Source organism: Nocardia sp. NPDC004722, assembly GCF_053601505.1.
Genome location: NZ_JBSGBY010000060.1, coordinates 1 through 21,777, shown reverse-complemented (window position 1 = coordinate 21,777; position 21,777 = coordinate 1). Strand labels below are relative to the sequence as shown.

Annotated in this window: 20 protein-coding genes; 4 read left to right on the top strand and 16 right to left on the bottom strand. The window is 67.9% G+C overall.

Annotation, left to right across the window (positions count from 1 at the left end; translation table 11 throughout):
* The coding region (locus ACWELQ_RS09495) for a GntR family transcriptional regulator (protein WP_452396567.1) at nucleotides 1-209 on the bottom strand (209 nt) is incomplete at its 3' end.
* Between the two features lie 91 nt (nucleotides 210-300).
* On the opposite strand from ACWELQ_RS09495, the gene ACWELQ_RS09490 reads away from it, so the two are divergent.
* On the top strand, nucleotides 301-1,482 hold the full coding sequence (locus tag ACWELQ_RS09490) for an MFS transporter (protein ID WP_452396566.1): 1,182 nt from the start codon (nucleotides 301-303) through the stop codon (nucleotides 1,480-1,482).
* Between the two features lie 2 nt (nucleotides 1,483-1,484).
* Nucleotides 1,485-1,940: an SRPBCC family protein gene (locus tag ACWELQ_RS09485; RefSeq protein ID WP_452396565.1), complete on the top strand. Its 456-nt coding sequence runs from the start codon at nucleotides 1,485-1,487 to the stop codon at nucleotides 1,938-1,940.
* Nucleotides 1,941-1,970: 30 nt separating this feature from the next.
* On the opposite strand, the gene ACWELQ_RS09480 is transcribed toward ACWELQ_RS09485, so the two are convergent.
* The 6 genes from ACWELQ_RS09480 to ACWELQ_RS09455 form a co-directional block, all read right to left on the bottom strand.
* A complete protein-coding gene (locus ACWELQ_RS09480; RefSeq protein WP_452396564.1) occupies nucleotides 1,971-3,533 on the bottom strand; it encodes a flavin-containing monooxygenase in 1,563 nt (520 codons plus the stop codon).
* 26 nt (nucleotides 3,534-3,559) lie between these two features.
* Complete coding sequence (locus ACWELQ_RS09475) at nucleotides 3,560-6,127, bottom strand: SDR family NAD(P)-dependent oxidoreductase (protein ID WP_452396563.1); 2,568 nt, start codon at nucleotides 6,125-6,127, stop codon at nucleotides 3,560-3,562.
* A gap of 47 nt (nucleotides 6,128-6,174) precedes the next feature.
* Nucleotides 6,175-7,695 carry a flavin-containing monooxygenase gene (locus ACWELQ_RS09470; protein WP_452396568.1) on the bottom strand — a complete coding sequence of 507 codons (1,521 nt, stop codon included), beginning with the start codon at nucleotides 7,693-7,695 and terminating at the stop codon, nucleotides 6,175-6,177.
* Nucleotides 7,696-7,861: 166 nt separating this feature from the next.
* Nucleotides 7,862-9,328 carry an ABC1 kinase family protein gene (locus tag ACWELQ_RS09465; protein ID WP_452396562.1) on the bottom strand — a complete coding sequence of 489 codons (1,467 nt, stop codon included), beginning with the start codon at nucleotides 9,326-9,328 and terminating at the stop codon, nucleotides 7,862-7,864.
* A 143-nt stretch (nucleotides 9,329-9,471) separates the two neighbouring features.
* Nucleotides 9,472-10,278: an amino acid-binding protein gene (locus ACWELQ_RS09460; RefSeq protein ID WP_452396561.1), complete on the bottom strand. Its 807-nt coding sequence runs from the start codon at nucleotides 10,276-10,278 to the stop codon at nucleotides 9,472-9,474.
* 188 nt (nucleotides 10,279-10,466) lie between these two features.
* A complete protein-coding gene (locus ACWELQ_RS09455) occupies nucleotides 10,467-10,802 on the bottom strand; it encodes a TfoX/Sxy family protein (protein ID WP_452396560.1) in 336 nt (111 codons plus the stop codon).
* A 138-nt stretch (nucleotides 10,803-10,940) separates the two neighbouring features.
* On the opposite strand from ACWELQ_RS09455, the gene ACWELQ_RS09450 reads away from it, so the two are divergent.
* Nucleotides 10,941-12,029 (top strand): glutamate--cysteine ligase 2, encoded by a 1,089-nt coding sequence (locus ACWELQ_RS09450; RefSeq protein WP_452396559.1) that lies wholly within the window; start codon nucleotides 10,941-10,943, stop codon nucleotides 12,027-12,029.
* 5 nt (nucleotides 12,030-12,034) lie between these two features.
* Here ACWELQ_RS09450 and ACWELQ_RS09445 read toward each other — a convergent pair whose 3' ends face one another.
* The 5 genes from ACWELQ_RS09445 to ACWELQ_RS09425 all read right to left on the bottom strand — a co-directional run bounded on the left by ACWELQ_RS09445 (nucleotide 12,035) and on the right by ACWELQ_RS09425 (nucleotide 16,376).
* Complete coding sequence (locus ACWELQ_RS09445; RefSeq protein ID WP_452396558.1) at nucleotides 12,035-12,868, bottom strand: LppU/SCO3897 family protein; 834 nt, start codon at nucleotides 12,866-12,868, stop codon at nucleotides 12,035-12,037.
* 106 nt (nucleotides 12,869-12,974) lie between these two features.
* On the bottom strand, nucleotides 12,975-13,517 hold the full coding sequence (locus ACWELQ_RS09440; RefSeq protein WP_452396557.1) for a DUF4333 domain-containing protein: 543 nt from the start codon (nucleotides 13,515-13,517) through the stop codon (nucleotides 12,975-12,977).
* 169 nt (nucleotides 13,518-13,686) lie between these two features.
* Entirely contained in the window at nucleotides 13,687-14,307 is a 621-nt protein-coding gene (locus ACWELQ_RS09435) for an MBL fold metallo-hydrolase (protein ID WP_452396556.1), read from the bottom strand.
* On the bottom strand, nucleotides 14,307-15,392 hold the full coding sequence (locus ACWELQ_RS09430; protein WP_452396555.1) for an S-(hydroxymethyl)mycothiol dehydrogenase: 1,086 nt from the start codon (nucleotides 15,390-15,392) through the stop codon (nucleotides 14,307-14,309). The genes ACWELQ_RS09435 and ACWELQ_RS09430 overlap by 1 nt, the downstream gene beginning before the upstream one ends.
* Before the next feature lie 105 nt (nucleotides 15,393-15,497).
* The gene (locus ACWELQ_RS09425) at nucleotides 15,498-16,376 is read right to left on the bottom strand and encodes a LysR family transcriptional regulator ArgP (RefSeq protein ID WP_452396554.1); all 879 of its coding nucleotides are present in this window, start codon (nucleotides 16,374-16,376) and stop codon (nucleotides 15,498-15,500) included.
* A 73-nt stretch (nucleotides 16,377-16,449) separates the two neighbouring features.
* On the opposite strand from ACWELQ_RS09425, the gene ACWELQ_RS09420 reads away from it, so the two are divergent.
* Nucleotides 16,450-17,067, top strand: a complete 618-nt coding sequence (locus tag ACWELQ_RS09420; RefSeq protein ID WP_452396553.1) for a LysE/ArgO family amino acid transporter — start codon at nucleotides 16,450-16,452, stop codon at nucleotides 17,065-17,067.
* A gap of 523 nt (nucleotides 17,068-17,590) precedes the next feature.
* On the opposite strand, the gene ACWELQ_RS09415 is transcribed toward ACWELQ_RS09420, so the two are convergent.
* The 4 genes from ACWELQ_RS09415 to ACWELQ_RS09400 all read right to left on the bottom strand — a co-directional run bounded on the left by ACWELQ_RS09415 (nucleotide 17,591) and on the right by ACWELQ_RS09400 (nucleotide 21,460).
* Nucleotides 17,591-18,496, bottom strand: coding sequence for an immunity 49 family protein (locus ACWELQ_RS09415; RefSeq protein WP_452396552.1), 906 nt, complete (start codon nucleotides 18,494-18,496; stop codon nucleotides 17,591-17,593).
* Nucleotides 18,497-18,542: 46 nt separating this feature from the next.
* Nucleotides 18,543-19,331, bottom strand: a complete 789-nt coding sequence (locus ACWELQ_RS09410) for a hypothetical protein (RefSeq protein ID WP_452396551.1) — start codon at nucleotides 19,329-19,331, stop codon at nucleotides 18,543-18,545.
* 85 nt (nucleotides 19,332-19,416) lie between these two features.
* A complete protein-coding gene (locus ACWELQ_RS09405) occupies nucleotides 19,417-20,445 on the bottom strand; it encodes a Gfo/Idh/MocA family protein (protein WP_452396550.1) in 1,029 nt (342 codons plus the stop codon).
* A gap of 10 nt (nucleotides 20,446-20,455) precedes the next feature.
* Complete coding sequence (locus ACWELQ_RS09400) at nucleotides 20,456-21,460, bottom strand: LacI family DNA-binding transcriptional regulator (protein ID WP_452396549.1); 1,005 nt, start codon at nucleotides 21,458-21,460, stop codon at nucleotides 20,456-20,458.
* Between the last annotated feature and the right edge of the window lie 317 nt (nucleotides 21,461-21,777).

Genomic DNA, 21,777 nt, shown 5'->3' with positions numbered 1-21,777 from the left:
GCGGCGGCCACGGTATTGCGCGCGATGCCGAGGTCGGCGGCGAGGCCGCGGTAGGGCGGCAGCCGGGTCCCGGGGGCGAGCCGTCCGGACCGGATGGCGTCCCGCAGCGCCGACATGAGCTGCGCCCGAAGGCCACCCGGGCCGGTGAGATCCAGGTGCAGATCGGCACCGGCCGTATCGAAGCCGGAATTGGCCCAATCTTCTGCCACGGAAATGCACCTTATCAGTGGGTCTTTTACTCCGTAGTTTCGTGAATGACCAGTTTCGTGAATGACCGTCCTCGGACGAAAGGTTCCCGCCATGTCGACCGCCGTCGCCCCCGCCCAGGTTCGCTCGCCCGTCAAGGGCTGGTTGGCCGTCGGCGCGGTGGCCCTGGGCATCTTCTCCCTCATGACCTCCGAACTGCTGCCGGTGGGTCTGCTCACCCCGGTCGGGGCGGCGCTGCACGTCTCCGAAGGCGTTGCGGGGCTGATGATCACCGTGCCCGGCCTGGTCGCCGCCGTCTCCGCGCCCCTGGTCACCGTCGTCACCGGGCGGGTGGACCGCCGGATCGTGCTCGCGGTGCTCATCGGCCTGATGGGCGCGGCCAACCTGGCCTCCAGTCTCGCCACGAGTTTCGCGGTGGTGCTGGCCGCGCGATTCCTGATCGGCATCGCCGTCGGCGGCTTCTGGTCCCTCGCCGGGAGCATCGCCCTGCGACTGGTGCCCGAACACCACGTCGCCCGCGCCACCGCCGTGATCTTCGGCGGTGTCGAAACCGCCTCGGTCCTGGGCGTTCCCACCGGCACCTTCCTGGGCGACCTGAGCGGCTGGCGCACCGCCTTCGCCGTGGTCGGCTTGCTGGGGCTGGTGTCGGTGGTGAGCATGGTGTTGCTGCTGCCCAGCCTGCCCGCCCAGCAGTCGATCCAACTGCGTGATCTCCCCGCGGTTTTCCGGTCCAACGCGGCGCTGCGCCTGGCACTGCTGCTGACCTTCCTGGTCATCACCGGGCACTTCCTGGCCTACACCTTCATCCGCCCGATCCTGCACGAGCACGGTGTCGGCGCGGTGGCCACCGGCATCCTGCTGCTGGTCTTCGGCGTCGCCGGGATCTCCGGCAATTTCCTCGCCGGGGCGCTGGTCGCCAGGAGCCTGCGCGGCAGCACCGTAGCCATCGTCGTGGCGCTCGGCGCCTCGTTGTCGGCGCTGGCCCTGTTCGACGTGAATACCGTTGCGGCCGCGGCGATCCTGATGCTGTGGGGTCTCGGCTACGGCGCGGTCCCCGTCATCTTCCAGACCCGCATCATGCGCGCCGCCCCCGACGCCACGGAAGCCGCTTCCTCGCTGTTCGTCTCGATGTTCAACTTCTCCATCGCTCTCGGCGCGCTCGCCGGTGGCCTGGCCGTCGACCACGCGGGCCCGACCAGCGTCCTGTGGCTGGGCGGCGCGCTGTTGGCCCTCGCCCTGCTGGCTCTGGCCCGCCGGCCCGTGGTTCGATCCTAGGTATGACCGAGAGCGGGCAAGAGACGGTGGTATCGGTGGAGCGCGAGGTCGCGGCGAATGCGGGGGTGATCTTCGAGCTGATCGTGGATCCCGCGGCGCAGCCGACCTGGGACGGCAACGACAACCTGGCGGAAGCCGAAGCGGGACATCGGGTTCGCGGTGTGGGCGAAGTGTTCGAGATGACGCTGACGAACGGGATGGTCCGGGAGAACCACGTGGTGGAGTTCGAGGAGGGACGGCGGATCGCGTGGCTGCCTTCCGAACCGGGCGCGCAGCCGCCGGGGCACCTGTGGCGCTGGGAGCTGGAACCGCTGGGGGACGACGCGACCCGGGTGCGCCACACCTACGACTGGACGAATCTGCGCGACGAGAAGCGCCTGGTGCGCGCGCGGGCCACCAACGCGGACATGCTGTTCGCATCGCTGGATCGGCTCGCGGCGCTGGCCGAGAAGGGCTGAGCCGCAGGCCGCGGACCTGCCGATCGGGGCCTAGGATGTCGCTTCTTGAAGCGCACGCGCCGACGTGGTGGTGAACCGGTAGTCGCTCAATGGGAAATGCCGGTTCTCCCAGTACATTTCGAGTTGGGTCGACGGCCGGAACGCCGCGCCGTCACCCTGGTAGTTGATGTAATAGGTGTTCGAGCTGACGCAGCCCTGCGTGAACAGGTGCGTCTTCTTGGCACGCTCGTCCATGCGCGCGAAGTAGCGGTCGTGCGGCTCCTGCCGGACCTCCACCCGGGTCGCGCCGCGCCGCCGAGCCTCCTCGATGACGCGCGCGGCATGCGCGGAGGTCGATTCGATGAGCGGGATATAGGAGCCCGGCGCATACGCGTACGGCCCGACGATGAGGAAGGCGTTCGGGAATTTCGGTACCGACACACCCTGGTATGCCTGGAAACGGTGGGTATCCCAGAACTCGCCGAGTTCGAGCCCGTCGCGCCCGTAGATCGGATACGGCGGCGTGTACCCCTTCTCCATCACCTTGAATCCGGTGGCGCACAGCACCATATCGAATTCCCGCTCGCGCCCGTCGGAGCTCACGATGCCGGTCGGCGTGAAGCGTTCGATGCCGTCGGTGACCAGATCCACGTGGGAACGGGTGAAGGTCTTGAAATAATCGTTGGAGATCGACGGCCGCTTGCAGCCGAACCGGTAGTCGGGGGTGAGCTTGCGGCGTAGCTCACGATCGCGCACCTGGCTGAAAAGATATGCCTTCATGGCGGTTTCGGCGACCGTCAGCCCGGCGGATGTGATCCGCGGATAATTCGAGATGGCCAGTCCCGCACCCAGTCCCGCATTCACGCCGACATTGCCGACCGTCCGGATCAGATATTGCAGCGGCGCGAAATTCAGCATCGCGTTCGCCGTCGCACCCATCGGGAAGTCCGGTTTCGGTCCGATCCAGATGGCCCGGCGCTGATAGACCGTCAACTGCGAAACATCCTTGGCCAGTTGCGGAATCGCCTGCAAGGCCGTCGCCCCGGTGCCGATCACCGCGACCCGCTGCCCTCGAGAGTCGTAGTCGTGATCCCACCGGGAACTGTGCATGATCTTGCCGGTGTAGTCGTCGATCCCCGCGATCTCCGGTTTGTGCGGCTGCTCCAGTCCGCCGACCGCGCCGATGACATGCCGTGCGGTGAGCTCCGTCCCGTCCTCCAGGCCGATCCGCCACAGGTCGAGCTGCTCGTCGAACACGCCCCGCACCGCGCCCGAACCCAGCCGCAGCTTGTCCCGCAGCCCCTGCCGATCGACGACTTCCTCGGCGTAACGCTGTAATTCGACCCCGGGCGCGAAGAACCGCGACCACTGCGACCGCGGCTGAAAGGAGAAGTTGTACACCGGCGACGGCACATCCACGGCCACCCCCGGATAGGTATTGGCCAGCCAGGTCCCGCCGACCCGGTCCCATTTGTCGATGAGCACGAAATTCTCGATCCCGGCGCGGCGCAGCGCGACACCCGCGCCGATACCGCCCAGCCCGGCGCCGACGATCACGACCTCGTAGGCAGGTAGCGGCGCGGAGCCATTCCGGGAACCATTGGTGGAACTCATGATGCAGACCTCGAATCCAGGATCGATCAGACGACCGGGGCCGTCGCCGCTTGCGCGATGACCTCCGGAAGTTGTTGCCGCCGCAGCTTTCCCGCCGTCGTGCGCGGCAGTTCGGGCACGAAAACGATCTCGCGCGGCACCTTGTAATTGGCCAGGGTGGTCTTGATATGCCGTTGCAGCACGGTCGCACTCGCGCGCGAGCCAGGCTTGAGCACGACCGCCGCCGCCAGCCGCTGCCCGAACTCGTCGTCGGGCATCCCGACCGCACCGGCGTCGGCGACGGCCGGATGCGCCAGCAGCGCCTCCTCGACTTCTTGAGGGAAGACATTCTCGCCGCCGGAGACGATCATGTCGTCGGAACGGCCGTCGATGTAGAGCCTGCCCTCGGCATCGAAATGCCCGAGATCGCCGGAGTCCATGTGCTTTCCGACCATCTCCTTGGTGCGGCCGTCGCTGTAACCGTGGAACATGCTCGGGTTCTTGTTGACGACGCGGCCGGTCACCCCCGGCGGCAGTTCGCGGCCGTCACGGTCGACGATGCGGATGTCCACGATCCCGGTCATCGGCCGGCCGACGGTGCCGGGCGCGGCCCGCAGATCCGCGGGCGTGGCCAGGGTTCCGGCCCCGGTCTCGGTGGAGGCGTAGCCGTTGAACAACACCTCGCCGAACTCGTCCTGGAAGGCGGTGGCCAGCCACGGCGGCAGCGGCGCGGCCCCACACACCACCATGCGCAGGCTGTCCACGTGATAGCCGCGGCGGTCGGATGGCGGCAGATCCATGATGCGTTTGAGCATGGTCGGCACCAGGCAGGCGATCTGTACGCGGTGCCGTTCGATATCGGCGAGCACCGTCTCGGCGTCGAAACGCTCGTGCACCAGCGCCGTCGAACCGAGCAGGAACGCGGCGGTGAGCGCCAGGAAACCGTAGGTGTGATGCAGCGGCGGCGCGATCACCATGGGCTGCCCGAGCCGTGGAATCGGTTCGACGCGAGCCAGATCCGCGATCGCCAGCACCATGCGCGGATGCAGCCCCGACAGCCCGGCCGCGCTCACTCCCAGCTGCCGGGGCGCGCCCTTCGGCACCCCGGTGGTGCCGCCGGTCAGCAGGATCAGCGCGCCCCCGGTCGCGGGCTCGCGCACCGGCGGGCCGCCCGCCGCGACCAGCTCCGCCACCGTCGGCAGCCCGCCCGCCGCGCCGCGTACCACCGCGCGATGCCCGGCGTACCCGGATTTCTCGATCTCCCGGTGGAATTCGCCGTCGTAGAGCAGCACCTCGACGCGTTCGCGGGCGAGCACCTCGCCGATCTGCGGTCCGGCGAACCCGTAGTTCAACGGCACCAGATCCGCGGAAAGCCGCGCGGCCGCATAGGCCGCCAGCACGAAGCCGCGATGGTTGCGGCACAGCACGCCGACCCGCTGCCCGCGCCCCACACCCCAGCGCGCCCGCAATGCCGCCGCCAGACGCTGGACCTGTCGATCGAGTTCGGCGGCGGTGATCGGGCCGTCGTCGTCGATCACGGCCGGGCGGTCCGGAAACCGCGCCGCGAACGCCGAGAGCGTGGTCGCCAGGCCGACGCCGCCGCGTAAAGCCCAGGCCAGCTGAGGAATTCGAGTCGGGGGCAGCAGGCCGAGTGCCCCGCTGGCCGGGATCCGGCCCGCGACCGTCACCGCGTCGTCGAGCAGATTGACGGCCTGCTCGACCCGCCCGATCGGCCCGGCCCAGTCGACGGGGCGATTGTTCCAGTTGCCCGCCTTGGCGTAGAGCGTGAGCAGGCGTTGCGCCGCACGGGAATTGTCGAGCGCGTAGGACAGCGGCGCGCTCGCCCGCTCCCACCACGGCCGGATCGCCAGCGGGCGATCCACGATGGCCCGGCACACCATGCCCGCCGCCTCCTCGGTCGACATGCTCGGGGTGTAGCGGTAGATCCGGTACGGCCCCAGCATGTCCGAGCGCACCAATTGCAGGTGCACACTGGTGACGTCGATGCCGTCGGCCCGCAATTCCGGTGCGGCGCCGCGCAGCCAGGAATTGAACGCCGATTTGGAGGCGATATAGGCGGTCCAGCCGACGGCCGGGCCGTGCACACCGGCGGTGCTGATATTGACGATGTGGCCCTGCCGCCGTGCCCGCATGGACGGCAGCAGGCTCAGCACCAGGCGCACCGGGCCGAGGTAGTTGATGTGCGCGGTGTCGTCGAAATTGTCCCAGCGGTCCAGGGAATCCGAGAGCCAGCGGCGAATCGACTTGCCCGCGTTGTTGACCAGCACATCCACCCGGCCGTGGTCGGCGAGCACCTGTTCGATCAGCTCGGCGCAGGTGTCGGGGTTCGACAGGTCCGCCGGATACGGGTGCACGGATCCCGGGAGATCGGCTGTCTCCGACCGTAATTCCTCGAGCAGGGCGGCACGGCGGGCGACCGCCAGCACGGTCGCGCCGTTGGCGGCCAGCCGCAGCGCGGTGGCCCGGCCGACGCCCGAGGACGCGCCGGTCACCAAGATCACCTTCCCGGCCACGGCCGGGGTCAGGCGGCGGTCGCTGATGCCGTATCCGGTGGCGCCCAGCGCGATCCGGACGGACTTCGGCAGTTCGAACATGGCACGACTTCCTTGTCGAGCGAGTAGCGGTGTCGAGCGAGTGACGGTCAAGCGGTGAGGCGGTCGAATTCGTAGTCCGAGAACGGGAATCGGTGATGCGCGCGCCGCGCCGAGAAGAAACCCGTCGGGCGGATGTAGGTGCTGTCGCCCTGCGAATTGCGGTAGTAGGTCGGCACGTGCGCGTTCAGCTCGGACAGGTAGTAGCGCATGGCCTCACCGTGCCGGTAGATCCGGTGATGGTAGGCATCGGCGACCTCCTGGCGGACGGCGACGAAGGTGGCTCCCCGCCGCCGCGCCTCCGAAATCGCCCGCACCGCATGGTCGGCGGTCATCTCGACGAAGGCATGCCAGCCGCTGCCCGACCACGAGTACGGGCCCACCAGCGTCCACCGGTTGGGCAGGCCGGGCAGCGATACGCTCTCGTACGCCTGTAAACCCTGCTCGGAGTAGTACTTGCCGAGGTCCATGCCGTCGCGTCCGACCACCATGCCGGGGGTGTAGGTCTCCGGATCGGAGAACACGTGATAGCCGGTGGCCAGCACCACCATGTCGAATGCGCGTTCCTCACCGTCGGCGGTGCGGATGCCGTCGGCGGTGAACCGCTCGATCGGAGTGGTCACCAGATCGACATTGGGCCGGTTGAAGGCCAGCAGATACCCGGTATTGGCGGTCGGCCGCTTGGCGATCGGACCGTAGCCGGGGGTGAGGCCCGCGCGAATCTCCGGGTCGCGCACCATGAGTCGCAGCAGCCCGCGATACCCGGTGATGGCCGCGGCGTCGATGGCCCGCATGGTCGGCCGGACCACCGGCATCGGCGCGTTCGACATGGCCCGCAGCGCGGCGTCGACCACCACCAGGGCCGCCCCGTGCACACCCGCCTGCACGCCGGGGACGCGCAGCACGGCCCGCACCGCGCGCGGGATGCGCGGATTCGGTTTGGGCACACACCACACCGGGGTGCGCTGGTAGACGGCGAGACTGCCCACCGTGCCCGCGATGGCCGGGGTGATCTGCACCGAACTGGCCCCGGTGCCGATGATCGCGACCCGCTTGCCCAGCAGGTCGTAGTCGTCGTCCCAGTCCGAGGGGCGCTGAATCTTGCCGCGATACTCGGCGAGTCCCGGGATGCCTGGATCCAGCTTGGGGCTGATGAACGCGCCCACCGCGCTGATGACGAACCGGGCGGTCGTCACCCCGCCGCCCTCCAGACGCAGGTTCCAGCAGTGACGGTCCTCGTCCCACTCCTCGCCGGTGACCGTGGCGCCGAAGCGGATGTGCGGATACAGCCCGAAGCGCCGCGCGACCGCCATGTGATAGCGCTTCACCTCCGCACCGGCGGCGAACAGCCTGGTCCAGTCCGGATTGCGGGCGAAGGAGTACTGGTAGGCCAGCGACGGGATGTCGACTTCCAGTCCCGGATAGTGATTCTCGTGCCAGCTGCCGCCGACCTCGTCGGCGCGCTCCAGAATCACGAAGTCGCGTACCCCGGCCCGCTTCAGCTTCACCCCCGCCGCGATGCCGCCGGGCCCCGCGCCGATGACGGCCACCTCGTGGTCGGGGACCGGCAGTTTCGTTGCCGAGGTGTCGGTGGATGCACTGGTCACGGTGTCGTTGGATGTAGTGGTCACGACGGTGGGGACCTTCCGGACGGACTCCGGGCGCTACGCTGCGCCTGTCCCACCAGAGTAAGTCTGTCTGGGACAGTGATCAAGACCTGTTGCGGCAGCGATGATCTCAGCCCGCGGCGACATCCGAGGTCACGGCGCCCGCGCGCCGCCGCCGCACCGCGGCCAGATCCGTCGGACGATCCGGGGCCGGATCGTCGGTGCGCGCACGGTAGCGGTCCATCACCGCGCGGAACTCCGGTGACCAGCGCAGGATCTCATCGCGCATCGGCCCGGTGGTGTCGAGCTGCGCCACCAGACCGAACAGCGTGACCAGCGCGCGCTGGAACGGCATCAGGTACGCGGGCACCCCGAGCTGTCGATAGGCATTGCTCAGCTTCGGGCTCACGGCATCGAGCGTGCGACCGCGCAGCCAGCCGATATCCACCCGGAAGGTGTCGTCGCGCAGGATCGCGGTGAACGGCAGCAGCTTCGCCGCCAGCGCGGCACTGTCCAATCCGCGTGGGCCGTCGATGAATCCGTGCCGGCGCGCCATCACATCGAGTTCGGCCGGACCGCCGTTGATCAGCGCGTCCGCCAGATCGTGCACCAGCGCGGGAAACTGGGGCGGCGGCCACGGCGGGCACGCACCGAAGTCCACCACGCCCAGGCGGCCATCGGGCAGCACCCGGAAATTGCCCGGATGCGGATCGCCGTAGAGCAGGCCGGTCCGGGGTGCGGAGGACCAGAAGAACCGGATCGCTAGCATGCCCACCCGATCGCGTTCGGCCTGCGCGCCCGAGGCGATCACCCGTGACAGCGGGATCCCGTCGAGCCATTCGCTCACGATCACGTCACCGCGCTGTTCGAGCACCCGCGGCACGCGGAAGTCGGGATCGTCGGCGTACGCGTCGGCGAAGCGGCGCTGATTCCGCGCCTCGGCCGCGAAATCCAGTTCCGCGCGCAGGCATTCGGCCAGCTCGTCCATCACCGCGGGGCCGTCGGTGTGCGGCACGAAAACCGGTGCCAGCCAGGCCAGTCCGCGCAACTGCCGCAAATCGCTGTCGACCGCGGCCCGCGCGCCCGGGTACATGACCTTCACCGCTACCGGGCGGCCGTCGTGCCAGATCGCCCGGTGCACCTGCCCGATGGTGGCCGAGGCGGCACGGCGGTCGTCGAACTCGCGGAAGAGGTTCCGCCAGTCCGGGCCGAAGGACTCGGCCAGCACCGTGTGCACCGTGCGCGGCAGCATGGCCGGGGCCGAATCCTGCAAGCGGCCGAGCGCGACGCGATACGGGTCGGCCAGCTCGGGCGGCAGCGCCAGTTCGTAGATGCCCAGGATCTGCCCGAGTTTGGCGGCGCAGCCCTTCAATTCGCCCAGCACGTCGGCCATGTGCTCGGCGGTGCGCAGCTGGATCTCGCGATCCACCTCGTCGGCCGGTCGCCCCAGCGCCCGCTTGCTCGCCCCGGCCACCCGTCGACCGGCGAAGGCCAGCGGCACCGTCGCCAGCTTGGCGGTGCGAACTGCCTTGCGGGCGGGCGGATTACCGCCGGTGTCGGTATCTCCTCGTCGAGCACCGCTGCGCCGAAAACTCATCGATCAACCAACCCCTTGTGCGCCTGCCGCTCACCGTGCGCATCAGGGAAGTGTGCCACGAAGTGAAACCCGGCGGTACGAAGAGCTGTCGGTCTCGGTACGTCATCTCGAATACTGGGAAAGCCGAGGTGAATTCGACTGGGTCAGGGCTGGCGGGTGGCCACCAGTGCGAGATCGGTGAGGCGGTGGGCGCGGGCGATCTCGGCGGGGGTGAACGGCTCGCCGGTGCGCAGGAAGGTCATCGGGGTCGGCCGGTCGGGAGGATCGATCTCGAGCAGGGTGCCGCCGGGAACGCGGTCGGGATCCGGATCCGGGACGTATTGCGCGCCCAGCAGTTCCGCGATCACCAGCGGGAGTTCGGCCGGGTCCGCGGCGACCCGCGCGGCCAGACCGAGCGCACGAGTCTGGCCGTCCACCAGGGTGAGCGCCGAGGCGGGCCAGATGCCGACGGTGATGCCCCCGGCCCGGGAGATCGCATGGGTCAGCCGCGACGAGCCCACCGCCGCCGGCGCCGACACCACCAGCTCGTCGAGCACGCCGTTCTCCAGGTGATGCACGTGCACCGCGAGAATATTGGCCCGTCGGTCGGCCAGCTGCTTGGCCAGCAGTTCCAGGCGGCCCGGCTTGTTGTCCAGGCGCACCCGGATGCGCCAGAGCTGCTCGGCGCTGTCGAGGCGATGACGACGACGCAATTCCCGGCCGTGCAGCCACCGGCCCAGATAGTGCATCGCACCCGGCTCGACGACCCAGATGACGAGAATGGTGGCGGCCACGGCCAGGATGGAGACCGTTGCCAGGAAAGGTAATTCGAGTCCGATGACCAGGGCGTGCAGGGCCAGTTCGACCGGCAGCGCCGCCGCCAGCTTGGCCAGCGCCATCCGGGTACGCGGCGGGTGGGGCAGTCGACCGCACACTTCGCACGCCAGCGCGTGAATCTCGGTTTGCCTCATATTCACCACAGTGCGGGACCGAGATTTCACCGCTGTGGTGCGGTGTAAAGACCCGATGACGGAATCCGACAATTAGCTTGCGGCAGCGGAGAATTGCGTGAACCGAGCCACACCCGCTCGAGCGCTGTGCCCCGGAGCACAGTATTTGCGCGAGCGTGGAGGCCGCGCGGCACCTGCGGCCGGAATCGCTACTTGGGTGGTAGCGACTTGGCGTAATCGACCCCGCGCCGGACCCACTCGTCGAGGACGTCGTCGTCGGCGACGACCTCGGTGGCGACGCGCAGCCAGCCGTTCATCTGCCTGCCGCCCATCACCATCGGCTCGACCGAACCCGCCCTCAGCAGCGCACTCGAGGTGGCGGGATCGGTGCGGACCATCAGCCCGCCCTTGCCGCTGGCCGCGACGGCCATATTGCCGCCCACCAGGAACGCCAGCCCACCGAACATCTTCTTCTCGATCACGTGTGGCAGATCCGGCCCGAGCGCGTCCCGGATCCGGTCGGCCAGCTTCTCGTCGTATGCCATACGGGCATTGTGACCCAATCCACCGACAGACTCTCCCGGCGGCGGGCCCGGTAGCCGTCGGCTGGCTGGGGCGGGCGGTGGTCCGGAGAGACCATTCCGGCAGGTGTGAGCTGGTCGTAAGTGAGGTACACGTAATCAGTGGATGCCCCGCCGACCGTCGGTGTCGAAGAGGAGTTCCTCCTCGTGGATCCGCTCACCGGTGCGCCGGTCGGCCGCAATGCCGACGTCGCCCGCACCGCAGCGGATTTCGGCATGGACCTGCAATTGGAAATCATGCGGTGCCAGGTGGAAACCAGCACGCGCGTGCACACGAATACCGGTGAGCTGCTTCAGGAATTGCGGGAGTTGCGGCGTGGCGCCGCGGCCTCCGCCGAGAAGAACGACGCGCTGCTGCTGGCCGCCGCCGTGCCGCCGACCATTCCCGACGAACTGTCCATCACCTCGACCCCGCGCTATCACCGAATCGCCGAGAACTTCGGGAGATTGGCGCACGAGCAGGGCCTGTGCGGCTGCCACGTGCACGTCGCGGTGCCCGACCGCGCCGCCGCGTTGCAGGTGAGCAACTTCCTGCGGCCCTGGCTGCCGCTGCTGCTCGCCCTGACCGCCAACTCGGCCATCTACCGGGGCGGCGAAACCGGTTACGCCAGTTGGCGAAACATCCTGTGGCGGCGCTGGCCCAGCGCCGGGCCGCCACCGCACTTCGACTCGGTCGGGGAATTCGACACCGCGGTGGAATCCATGCTGTCGCTAGGCGTCATCCTCGATCGCAAGATGGTGTATTGGGATGTGCGGCCGTCGGTCACCTTCCCGACGGTGGAGGTGCGCGTCAGCGACGTGCCCGCCACCGTGGAGGAGACGGCGCTGCTGGCCAGCCTGGTGCGCGCTTGCGCGATGACCGCCCGCACTACCGATTTCGTGCCCGTGATCGCGGAAGACACACTGCGCGCGGCCTATTGGAAGGCGGCGCACGAGGGCATGGACGGTCCGGCCATCGATCCGCTCGACGGGCGCACCGTGCCGGTGCGCGAACTGCTCGACCGGCTCATCGAGCGGATCCAGCCCGCCCTCGAACAGCTCGACGACCTCGGCTTCGTCACCGAGGCCGTGGCGGCGCTGCTGCGGCGCGGTAACGGGGCGCACCGGCAGCTCAACGCCTTCCGGGCCCGCGGCGAGCTCGGCGATGTGGTGGGCGAGCTCGCCACGGCGACCCTGGACAGCTGCCGGTAGCGGGCCTACTTCAGTTGCAGGCAGAGCGCGAAGTCCATCAGCTCCGGCCCGCCGTTGAAGCTGGTCGAGTGCGTGATGACCACGTCGGTGGCCGGGTAGTTGTTGTCGCACTCCTTGTCGGCCGCGAGACCGGTCGGCTTGGCCAGCACCGTGGCCCGGGCGCGCGGATCCGAGCAGTCCACGACCTGCACCTTGGGCCGGTTGTCCTTGGCGATATCGCCGTTGCTGTCGTAGACGCAGTCGCCGACCTTGGCCGACTTGGCGTCGTGGGCTGGTTGGGTGGTCGGCGCGATCGACGGGACGACCGGCACATACGGCATCGAGGCGCTGGTCGTCGGCGTGTAGTTGTAGCTGTAGCTGTGGTTGGCCGAGGTGCTGCTGCTGTTGCCGCTGCCGAACGCGATGAACGCGATGGCGATGATCGGGATCAACAGCCCGATGATCGTGGGGCGCTGCCACAGCGGGCGGCCCGGATCCATCGGCTGCCGGGGCGCGCCCGGAATCGGCGGCGGCAACTGCTGCAGCCGCGCCCGGTTGACCGTATTGATCAGCAGCGTGACCGGATTGGCGATGATCGCCGAGATCGGTCCCCACCAGCCCTGCACCAGGCTGTCGCCGGTCATCTTGCGGAAGACGGCCAGGCCGCACTCACGACAGAAGGGTCCCGGAAGCTTCCGGAACTGCATGAGGAAGATCATGCCGCGGTGTGCGCGGAAGTCCATGTTGATGGCGGGAGTGGCACCGCAGTAGTTGCAGTAGACGCCGTTGGCCTTGGCAAATTGGGCGGCCTGCTGCGGATCCGGCGCGGATTGGGTTGCGCCGAAAGGCGATTCGGGCATAGACAAGCTGACGATCCCCCTGGGTGGAGCTGGAAACCGCCGTATTGAAACACATCATCGTGACAATCGCAGATTCCAGCCTGAGCACCCCGTTCAGCATGTGGGATCAGGGCATCGGTTGATCGTCCCGGATCATGTCGTAATTGACCTTCGTACCTTCGACATTCGTGGTCTTGGCGGTGACACCCCAGCGGGTGCCGTCGGCCTCGGTCACCACGCAGCGGATGCTCGCTCCGGTGGCGCCGCGCAGCAGGCCGTTGCAGGTGGAGGATTGCGGGGCGGACCCGACCTGTTGCACATAGAAGTTCGAGACGCTGGTGGCGACGTCCTCGGGGGAGACGTAGGAGTCGTTGAAGTTCAGGTCGTAGTAGACGTCCTTGCCGTCGACCTTGGTGACCTTCGTGGTGATGACCCAGTTCTGTCCGTCGGCGGCGGTCGCGGTACAGGTTTGCGTGGCATCCACCTTGGCGGCGAGATCGCCGTCGCAGGACACGGTCTTCGCGTCCTCGTGTGACTTGTCCTTGTAGAAGCTGCTGACCTTGGTCTGTACATCACTCTTGGTGACCGAGCCGGTTCCGGAGGTGGAGGAACAACCCACGGCGAGGAGCGGCACAAACGTCAGAGCCAGCGCGGCTGTAGCTTTTCTCATGGACAACTCTAGGCGCGGATTCGCTGGGAAAATCTTGTGAATGGCCTTGCAAAACCGGCGAATCCGGCGTGTCCGCCGGTGGCACGCCGAATTGGGGGGTCGATTAGGGAGCTTGACAGTGGTCCGGTCCGCCGTACCGCACGGACCGGACCACCGATGATCGGCTCGGCTACCGCTGCCGCCACTCCTCCAGCTGCGGGGATTCCGCACCGATGGTGGTGGATTCGCCGTGACCGGTGTGCACCAGGGTCTCCGGGGGCAGGGTCAGCAGCCGGTCGGCAATCGAATCCACGATGGTGCCGTAATCCGAGAACGACCGACCGGTCGCTCCAGGGCCGCCCTGGAACAGCGTGTCACCGGTGAAGACCGCACCCAGATCCGGCGAGTGGAAGCAGACCGCGCCCGGCGCGTGGCCCGGCGTGTGCAGCACGTGCAGCTCTGTCCCGCCGACCGCGATCACCTGCTTGTCCGACAGCTCGCCGTCCGGCTTCACCTCCGGATGCGTCTGCTGCCACAGCACCATGTCCTCCGGATGCATGAGCACCGGAGCGCCCGTGGCCTTGGACAATTCGGGCGCCACTCGGATGTGGTCGTCGTGCGCGTGGGTGACCAGGATGGCCTTCACCGCGCGATTGCCGATCACATCGAGAATGGCCTCGACATTGTGCGGGGCGTCGATGACGACGCACTCCTGATCGTCGCCCACCACCCAGACGTTGTTGTCGACATCGAAGGTCTCGTTGTCGAGGCTGAAGGTGCCCATGGTGACGGTGTGGTCGATGTGCGCCATCAGAACACCACCACCGAGCGCAGCACGTCACCGTGATGCATCTTGGTGAACGCGTCCTCGACCTCGCCCAGGGCGATGGTCTCCGACACGAAACCGTCCAGGTCCAGGCGGCCCTGCTTGTAGAGCTCGATCAGGTACGGGAAATCCCGCGAGGGCAGGCAGTCGCCGTACCACGAGGACTTCAGAGACCCACCGCGCGAGAAGAAATCGATGAGCGGCATGTCCAGGGTCATGTCCGGGGTGGGCACGCCCACCAGGACCACGGTGCCCGCCAGGTCGCGGGCGTAGAAGGCCTGCTTCCAGGTCTCCGGGCGGCCCACCGCGTCGATCACCACATCCGCGCCGAAACCGTCGGTGAGTTCCTGAACCCGTTCCACCGCATCCTCTTTCGCGGCGTTCACGGTGTGGGTGGCGCCGAAATCGGTGGCCCACTTCAGTTTCCGCTCGTCCAGATCGACGGCGATGATGGTGGTAGCGCCCGCCAGCTTGGCGCCGGCGATCGCGGCATTGCCGACACCGCCGCAGCCGATCACCGCGACCGAATCGCCGCGGCTGACCGCGCCGGTGTTGATGGCCGCGCCCAGACCCGCCATCACACCGCAGCCCAGCAGGCCCGCGGCGGCGGGGGAGACGCTCGGATCCACCTTGGTGCACTGCCCGGCGTGCACCAGGGTCTTCTCGGCGAACGCGCCGATACCCAGCGCCGGGGTGAGCGGGGTGCCGTCGGTCAGCGTCATCGGCTGGGCGGCATTGAAGGTCGAGAAGCAGTACCAGGGCTTGCCCTTACGACAAGCGCGACACGATCCGCAGACCGCCCGCCAGTTGAGGATGACGAAATCCCCGGGCTCCACATCGGTGACGCCCTCGCCTACCGATTCCACGATGCCCGCCGCCTCGTGCCCGAGGAGGAAGGGGAATTCGTCGTTGATACCGCCCTCGCGGTAGTGCAGATCGGTGTGGCAGACCCCGCAGGCCTGCACCTTCACCACCGCTTCCCCCGGACCCGGGTCCGGGATCACGATATCGGTGACTTCCACCGGAGCGTTCTTGGAGCGTGCGATGACGCCGCGCACGATTTGTGACAACGAAATTCCTTCCTGGCCGACCGCAATGCCTTCGACTATGGCAGGCGAGTTCGCCCACGTCATCTAGTACCCGGGGTCACACAGAACGAATCCGGTTGTGGCTTATCACAACAGGGCTTGCGCGGCGCCCTCGGCGATGGCGGCGGCCACCTGACTCAGCGCCGGCGAATCCAGCTTCCACTGCTGCCAATACAGCGGGACGTCCACGAATACCTTGTCATCGAGCGGAATCAGATCGTCCTCGGGGCGAATCATGATGTCGGGGATCATGCCCCAGCCCAGGCCGACACGGACGGCGTCGTTGAATCCGGCGGAGGAGGGGATGTAATGGCGCGGCGGGTCGACCGGTTTGCGGGTGTAGTGGCGCATGAGCCGGAACTGCAGATCGTCCTTGCGGTCGAAGAGCACCACCGGCGCGTGCGCGAAGGATTTCGCGTTCGGGCCGTCGGGAAACCAGGTGCGCGCGAAGTGCGGCTGGGCCATGGGGCGGTAGCGCATCGCGCCGAGTCTGCGCACCGAACAGCCTTGGACGGGGGCGGCGGTGGAGGTGATGGCGGCCATCACGGTGCCGTCGCGCAGCAGGCGGGTGGTGTGTTCCTCGTCCTCGCGGTGGAGTTCGAAACAGATGCCGGGGGCGGCGCGGCCGAGCGCGTCGATGACCCAGGTCTGTAGTGAATCCGCGTTGACCGCAAGGGGAATCACGACCGGGCGATCGGTGGGCTGATGCGCGTCGCCGAGTTCGCGGGCGGTGTCGCCGGTGAGCAACTGGATCTGGCGGGCCAGCCGCAGCACGGTGAGCCCGGATTCGGTGGGCTGCACCGGTTTCGTGCGTTGCACCAGGATGCGCCCGGCCGCGTCTTCGAGCGCCTTGATGCGCTGGCTGATCGCCGAGGGGGTCACGGTGAGTTTGCGGGCGGCGGCGTCGAAGGTGCCCTCGCTGATGACGGCATCGAGGGCGCGCAGTTGATCCAGCTGCAGGTCCATATTAAGAAATCGTAATGGTCCGTCAATTTCTTTAGCTGGCCTGGTCCTGGACGCTTGTCCTAACTTCGGACGGGTGAACGCATCATCGGCGGCCCTGGCGGCCATCTCAGGACTCGGCTTCGGACTCTCCCTCATCGTGGCGATCGGCGCGCAGAACGCCTTCGTGCTGCGCCAGGGCATCCGACGCGAACACGTCCTGCCGGTGGTAGCGGTCTGCATCACCTCCGACGTCATCCTCATGACCCTCGGCGTCGCCGGTTTCGGCACGATCGTCGACGCCGCCCCCATGCTCATGACCCTCGCCAAATACGCCGGCGCCGCCTTCCTCCTCGGCTACGCCTTCCTCGCAGCCAAGCGCGCCTACTCCGCCTCCGGTCTCTCCGCGGGCGGCGGCGCCCCCATCGCCCTGGGCGCGGCCATCGCCACCTGCCTGGCCGTCACCTGGCTCAACCCCCACGCCTACCTCGACACCGTCGTCCTGCTGGGTTCCTTCGCCAACACCTACGCCACCCCCGACCGCTGGTTCCTCACCGCGGGCGCGATCGCCGCCAGCCTCATCTGGTTCCTCTCCCTCGGCTTCGGCGCGCGCCTGCTGGCCCCCGTCTTCGCCAATCCCAAAGCCTGGAAAATCCTCGACTCCGCCATAGCCCTCGTCATGACAGCCCTAGCCGCCACCTTGCTGCTGACATAACCGCCGATTAGCCACGTGTGGAAGTGCCCGCCCCCAACCATATTTCGCTTGAGCGACCGCCCCCGGGCCATCGACCATGTCCGAATGCCCGGTATCCGGTTCGTGCGCCGCACCGACGGCCTGACCTACGACTTCGCCCCCGACGGCGAAGCCTTCGGCTTCCCCTCCTACAAACGAATCGACCTCGCTCTCTGGTGCCGCCGACTCCCGGCCTACGGCTGGGTCGTCTGCAACGCCTCCGAAGCCATCTCGAGCCGCCCCCATCGAGGACCCCGGCCACGGCGACCTGCCACCCGAATGCGCATGGGTCAGCTTCAAGGGCGACCGCTCCTACGTCTACGACCTCATTCACGAGGAGCGGCTGTGCCACTGATCGCCGCGGCACTGTGCTCGCGTCCGATCTGGGACGTCCACGCCCAATCGAAAGCCCCGGCGGAATGCGGAGCCGATCTGGTCGTGATCGTCGGAGGGGACAGCCGGACCAGGAGCTTCGACCGTCAGGTGCTTACGAGACTCCTGTGATTCACCCGATCGGGGGTGACTTCAGTAACGCCGGTGGGAGGTAATGAGAGACGAGGCCGAGTTGCCAGCCGTGGGTTTGGATCGCCAGGGCGGCCAGGGCAATTGGTTGCTGGGGGAGCAAGGTTCGGGGTTGTGCGTGGTCAGGTAGTGCGGCGCGGTAGTCGGTGAGGTATTGGGCGAGGGTTTGTTCGAAGCGGGATTGATTGTCTTCGAGGAGGGCTCGCAGCAGGTGCTGGTCCGGGGTGAGCGGATGGTGGAGGTCCAGTCGCCGGAGGGCTTCGAGGCGTTCTTCGGTGGTGGGTTTTCGCACTACCTGCTCGGGCCAGTCGCTGGGCAGGTGGCCGGTGGCCTCGGTCAGGTAGAGGCACAGGGCGTCCATCTCGGCAAGATCTGCTGGATCGGACTGTGATTGGAGACGGGAGTAGGGCAGACCGGCGTGGAGTTGCGGTGCATAGTCGTCGCGCAGCGATAGGCCCAGTACTCGTTCCCACTCCCAGATGATGCCGCTGATCAGGCACAGACCGAAGGTATCCAGCCAGGTGCGGGCGGTGGGGGCTTCGTCCACGGCATCACCGAGGCTGATGTCTCGGCTGTTCAGCTCTTGGCGGATGGAAGGCAAACGGACCTCGAAGTCACCGGAGGGAAACACGCCGAGTGACAGAACACCGATCGAGCATTCGGCGGCCGTACGTAGCGCCAGACGGGCGTGCACGTCGGTCAGCTCGGGGTCTTCGAGCGACCGTGCGCCGACGTGATCGAGAAGTGCCTCGCAGATCGCGCGCAGCGATTTCAGTGAGAGCGCGTCGTAGCGCAGTGAGATCCATGCTTGCCGAACGCGTTCGTCGATGTCGGTCAGCGCCGCGATGACCAACTCCTCGTCTATGGAATGACGTGCGATGGCATTCATGTTGCAGAGCAGGCCTTTCCGCATGCGGCTACCGGGGGCAGGTTGTTCAGGAGGGGAGTTTCCAGGCGCCTAGGTAGGGGTTGGAGGTGCCGGCTTGGGGTTGGCAGTAGACGGCTCGGCCGCTGGAGGATTGGGCTATGACGTCTTTTTTGAGGTTGCAGGGTTGGCCGGGGTCGTGTTTGCCGGTGGTGAGGGTGCCGGGGGAGTCCCAGGCATAGGTTTGGGTGGTGGTGCCGGCGCGGCGGGCGCAGACGAGTTGGGTGCCGTTGCTGGCGTAGCCGAAGGTTCCGGCTTCGGACGCGTTGCAGGGGTAGCCGATCGCGGGGCGGCTGACCGGGAGCCAGGAGTAGGTGGTTACGTCGCAGGTGAGGACGGTGCCGTCGTCGGCGACGGTGGACACTCCGGGTTGGGTGCAGGCGGTGTGGGCCGCTGCGGCGGCGGTCGTCGTCGTGGTGGGGGTGGTCGTGGTGGTGGTCGCGGAGGTGCTGGACGGGATGGCGTCGGTGCCCGAATAGATCGCGGAGGGCGTGGTGGTCACCGTGGGGGAGGTGGACGGCGGCGGGGTGAGAACGACGTGCGGGGTGTTGGGTCCGGTGGCCGCGTTGGGGGCGGCGTTCCAGCCGCTGCCGCGCGAGAGCAGGATGCCGCCGATGGCGAGCACCGAGACCACGATCGTCGCGCTCAGGCCGATGATGGCGTACTTGCTGGCCTGCGACATCTTGGGGCGGGCGGGCTCGGGCTCGTAGTCGTCCCCGATCGCGGCGAACACCTCGGTGTGCTGCGTCCACAACTCGTCGTCCGGGTGATAGCCCGGTGGTATCGGATTCCCGTTCATCCCAACAGCTCTCGTTCGTGGTCCCGCTGTGATCACCGGGCAAACGGAGAATAAACGGGCAAACCGCCGCGCGGTAGCCGAAGTTTCAGGAGCGCCGGATGTCGGCCAGGCGCACGGGCTTGCCTTGATGCCGCGAGAGTTCGCACGCCTCGGCGATATAGAAGGCCTCCAGGGCTTCGGCGGGCGGGCACGGATTGGCCTCCCGCCCGGTGATCACGCCCATGAACGTGGCGAGTTCCTCGACGTACGCGCCGTGGAAGCGATCCATGAAGCCGGGATAGGCGGGCAGCGTCGAGGGCGGGTAGCCGGGTTCCACCGAATGCAGTGGCGCCCGGTCGTCCAGGCCGACAACGGCATTGCCGAGCGAGCCGAGCACTTCCAGCCGCACGTCGTAACCCGCCCCGTTGTAGCGGGTCAGCGACACCGTGGCCAGGCAGCCGTCGTCGAGGCGCAGGATCACCGCCGCGGTGTCGACATCGCCCGCGTCGGCGAAGAACCGCTCGCCGCGATTGGCCCCGGTGGCGTACACCTCGACCACCTCCCGCCCGGTGACCCAGCGGATGATGTCGAAATCGTGGACGCCGCAGTCGCGGAACAGCCCGCCGGAGCGCGGAATGTATTCCGCCGGAGGCGGTGCCGGGTCGAGCGTGGTTGCGCGCAGCGTGTGGATCCACCCCAGATCCCCGGCGGCGATGGCGGTGCGCGCGGCCCGATACCCGGCGTCGAAGCGCCGCTGAAACCCGATCTGCACCGGCACCTGCGACCGCTCGACCCGCTCGACCACCCGCAGGGTCCCGGAAATGTCCGCCGCGATGGGCTTTTCGCAGAACACCGGAATACCGCGATCCACCGCCGCGGTGATGAGCGCCGGATGCGAGTCGGTGGCGGTGGTGATGACCAACCCGTCGATATCGGCGGCCAGCAGCGCCTCGATATCGGGCGCGAAATCCACCTCCAGCTTGTCGGCGGTGGCGCGGGCGCGTTCGGTGTCGGCGTCGGTGACGATGACCGTGCCCACGCCGGGCAGGGTTTTCAGGGTCTCGGCGTGCGAGGTTCCGATGCGGCCGGTCCCGGCGAGGCCCACGGTGAGCGGGGCGGCCGATGTGGCGGACATGAGGGCTCCTTCAGTCGCGGGGTGGGGCGGTGGTCGAGCGGACGACCAGGGACGGCTCCAGGCGTTTGCGCACCGGTTCGGTGCGCTCGTCCCGCAGCCGTTCGGTGAGCGCGCGAACGGCCAACTGGCCGATGCTCTTTCGAGGTTGATCGATGGTGGTGAGCGCGACGTGCCGCAAGGCCGCCAGCGAGGTGTTGTCGTAGCCGACGACCGAGACGTCCTCGGGCACCCGCAGACCCGCCTGGTCGAGCGCGGCCATCGCGCCCACGGCGTTGAAGTCGTTGCCGCATACCAGTGCGGTGGGAAAAGTACCGGGGGAGAAGAGGTTCAGCAGCTTGCGGACCGCCGCGGCCCCAGCCTCGTCGGTGTGCTCGCTGGGAATCACCATGGGTTCGAGCCCGTACCGGGTCATGGCCGCGGTGTACCCCTTGCGCCGGGGCGGGGCCGCGAAGGCCGCGCCGCCGTCGAGGTGCACGATGCGCCGATGTCCCAGGGCGACAAGATGATCCACCGCCAGCGCTGCGCCGAGCTCACCGTCGTCGTTGACGGTGTCGACGGCCGGGCTGGTGGACGTGCGCGACACCAGCACGATCGGGCACCGCGCCGCCGCATCGCGAATCGCGGACGCGGGCAGCACCGGGGAGAGCAGGATGATCCCGCCGGGCCGGAACGCCAGCAGGCTTTCCAACGCCGTCCGTTCCCGGGTGGCGCTGCGGCGGCCGGTATTGAGGATGAGTTCGAGCCCGGCCTCCTGGGCCGCCTCGTCCATCCCCTCGACGACGTCGGCGAAGAACGGATTGCGCAGATCCGACACCATGACGCCGACGATGTTGGAAGTCCGGCTGGCCAGTGACCGGGCCATGGCGTGCGGCTGATAGCCGAGCTCGGCGGCCGCCGCGAGCACCGCGCGCCGCCGATGATCGCTCACCTTGGGCGAATTGCGCATGACCAGCGAGACCAGGGCCCGGGAGACGCCCGCGCGGGCGGCGACGTCCTCCATGGTCGGTCTGGTCATGTTCGCCTCCGGGCGTTCGGGATCGGTGTGTGTCGTACGCGACAGCGTCTTCTGCAAGCTACAGCGTTGCCACGGGCAGTGGCAATAGAGCGCTCTAATCGGATATTCGCGACACCAATCAGAGCCTTCGTTTGCCCTGCAAGACCATGTTTTCCGTGGATACACAGCGGTTTTCGAGGTGTGACAGCCTCTTGACATGCGAGTGAGCCACGTTACATTGTTGGAGCGCTCCAATGCTGAGTACAACTGGTGCGCCAGGTGCTGGACACCAATCAGAACAACTACGCCAAGAGCCCCCAGAACGACATGCTCGCCGT

What these genes read in the sequence shown, in the direction of transcription:
- ACWELQ_RS09440 (WP_452396557.1), bottom strand. Translation starts at nt 13,517, where the DNA reads ATGAGAAAAGCTACAGCCGCGCTGGCTCTGACGTTTGTGCCGCTCCTC.
- ACWELQ_RS09410 (WP_452396551.1), bottom strand. Translation starts at nt 19,331, where the DNA reads ATGAACGGGAATCCGATACCACCGGGCTATCACCCGGACGACGAGTTG.
- ACWELQ_RS09425 (WP_452396554.1), bottom strand. Translation starts at nt 16,376, where the DNA reads ATGGACCTGCAGCTGGATCAACTGCGCGCCCTCGATGCCGTCATCAGC.
- ACWELQ_RS09465 (WP_452396562.1), bottom strand. Translation starts at nt 9,328, where the DNA reads ATGAGTTTTCGGCGCAGCGGTGCTCGACGAGGAGATACCGACACCGGC.
- ACWELQ_RS09445 (WP_452396558.1), bottom strand. Translation starts at nt 12,868, where the DNA reads ATGCCCGAATCGCCTTTCGGCGCAACCCAATCCGCGCCGGATCCGCAG.
- ACWELQ_RS09400 (WP_452396549.1), bottom strand. Translation starts at nt 21,460, where the DNA reads ATGACCAGACCGACCATGGAGGACGTCGCCGCCCGCGCGGGCGTCTCC.
- ACWELQ_RS09415 (WP_452396552.1), bottom strand. Translation starts at nt 18,496, where the DNA reads ATGAATGCCATCGCACGTCATTCCATAGACGAGGAGTTGGTCATCGCG.
- ACWELQ_RS09455 (WP_452396560.1), bottom strand. Translation starts at nt 10,802, where the DNA reads ATGGCATACGACGAGAAGCTGGCCGACCGGATCCGGGACGCGCTCGGG.
- ACWELQ_RS09435 (WP_452396556.1), bottom strand. Translation starts at nt 14,307, where the DNA reads ATGGCGCACATCGACCACACCGTCACCATGGGCACCTTCAGCCTCGAC.
- ACWELQ_RS09480 (WP_452396564.1), bottom strand. Translation starts at nt 3,533, where the DNA reads ATGAGTTCCACCAATGGTTCCCGGAATGGCTCCGCGCCGCTACCTGCC.
- ACWELQ_RS09490 (WP_452396566.1), top strand. Translation starts at nt 301, where the DNA reads ATGTCGACCGCCGTCGCCCCCGCCCAGGTTCGCTCGCCCGTCAAGGGC.
- ACWELQ_RS09405 (WP_452396550.1), bottom strand. Translation starts at nt 20,445, where the DNA reads ATGTCCGCCACATCGGCCGCCCCGCTCACCGTGGGCCTCGCCGGGACC.
- ACWELQ_RS09475 (WP_452396563.1), bottom strand. Translation starts at nt 6,127, where the DNA reads ATGTTCGAACTGCCGAAGTCCGTCCGGATCGCGCTGGGCGCCACCGGA.
- ACWELQ_RS09460 (WP_452396561.1), bottom strand. Translation starts at nt 10,278, where the DNA reads ATGAGGCAAACCGAGATTCACGCGCTGGCGTGCGAAGTGTGCGGTCGA.
- ACWELQ_RS09485 (WP_452396565.1), top strand. Translation starts at nt 1,485, where the DNA reads ATGACCGAGAGCGGGCAAGAGACGGTGGTATCGGTGGAGCGCGAGGTC.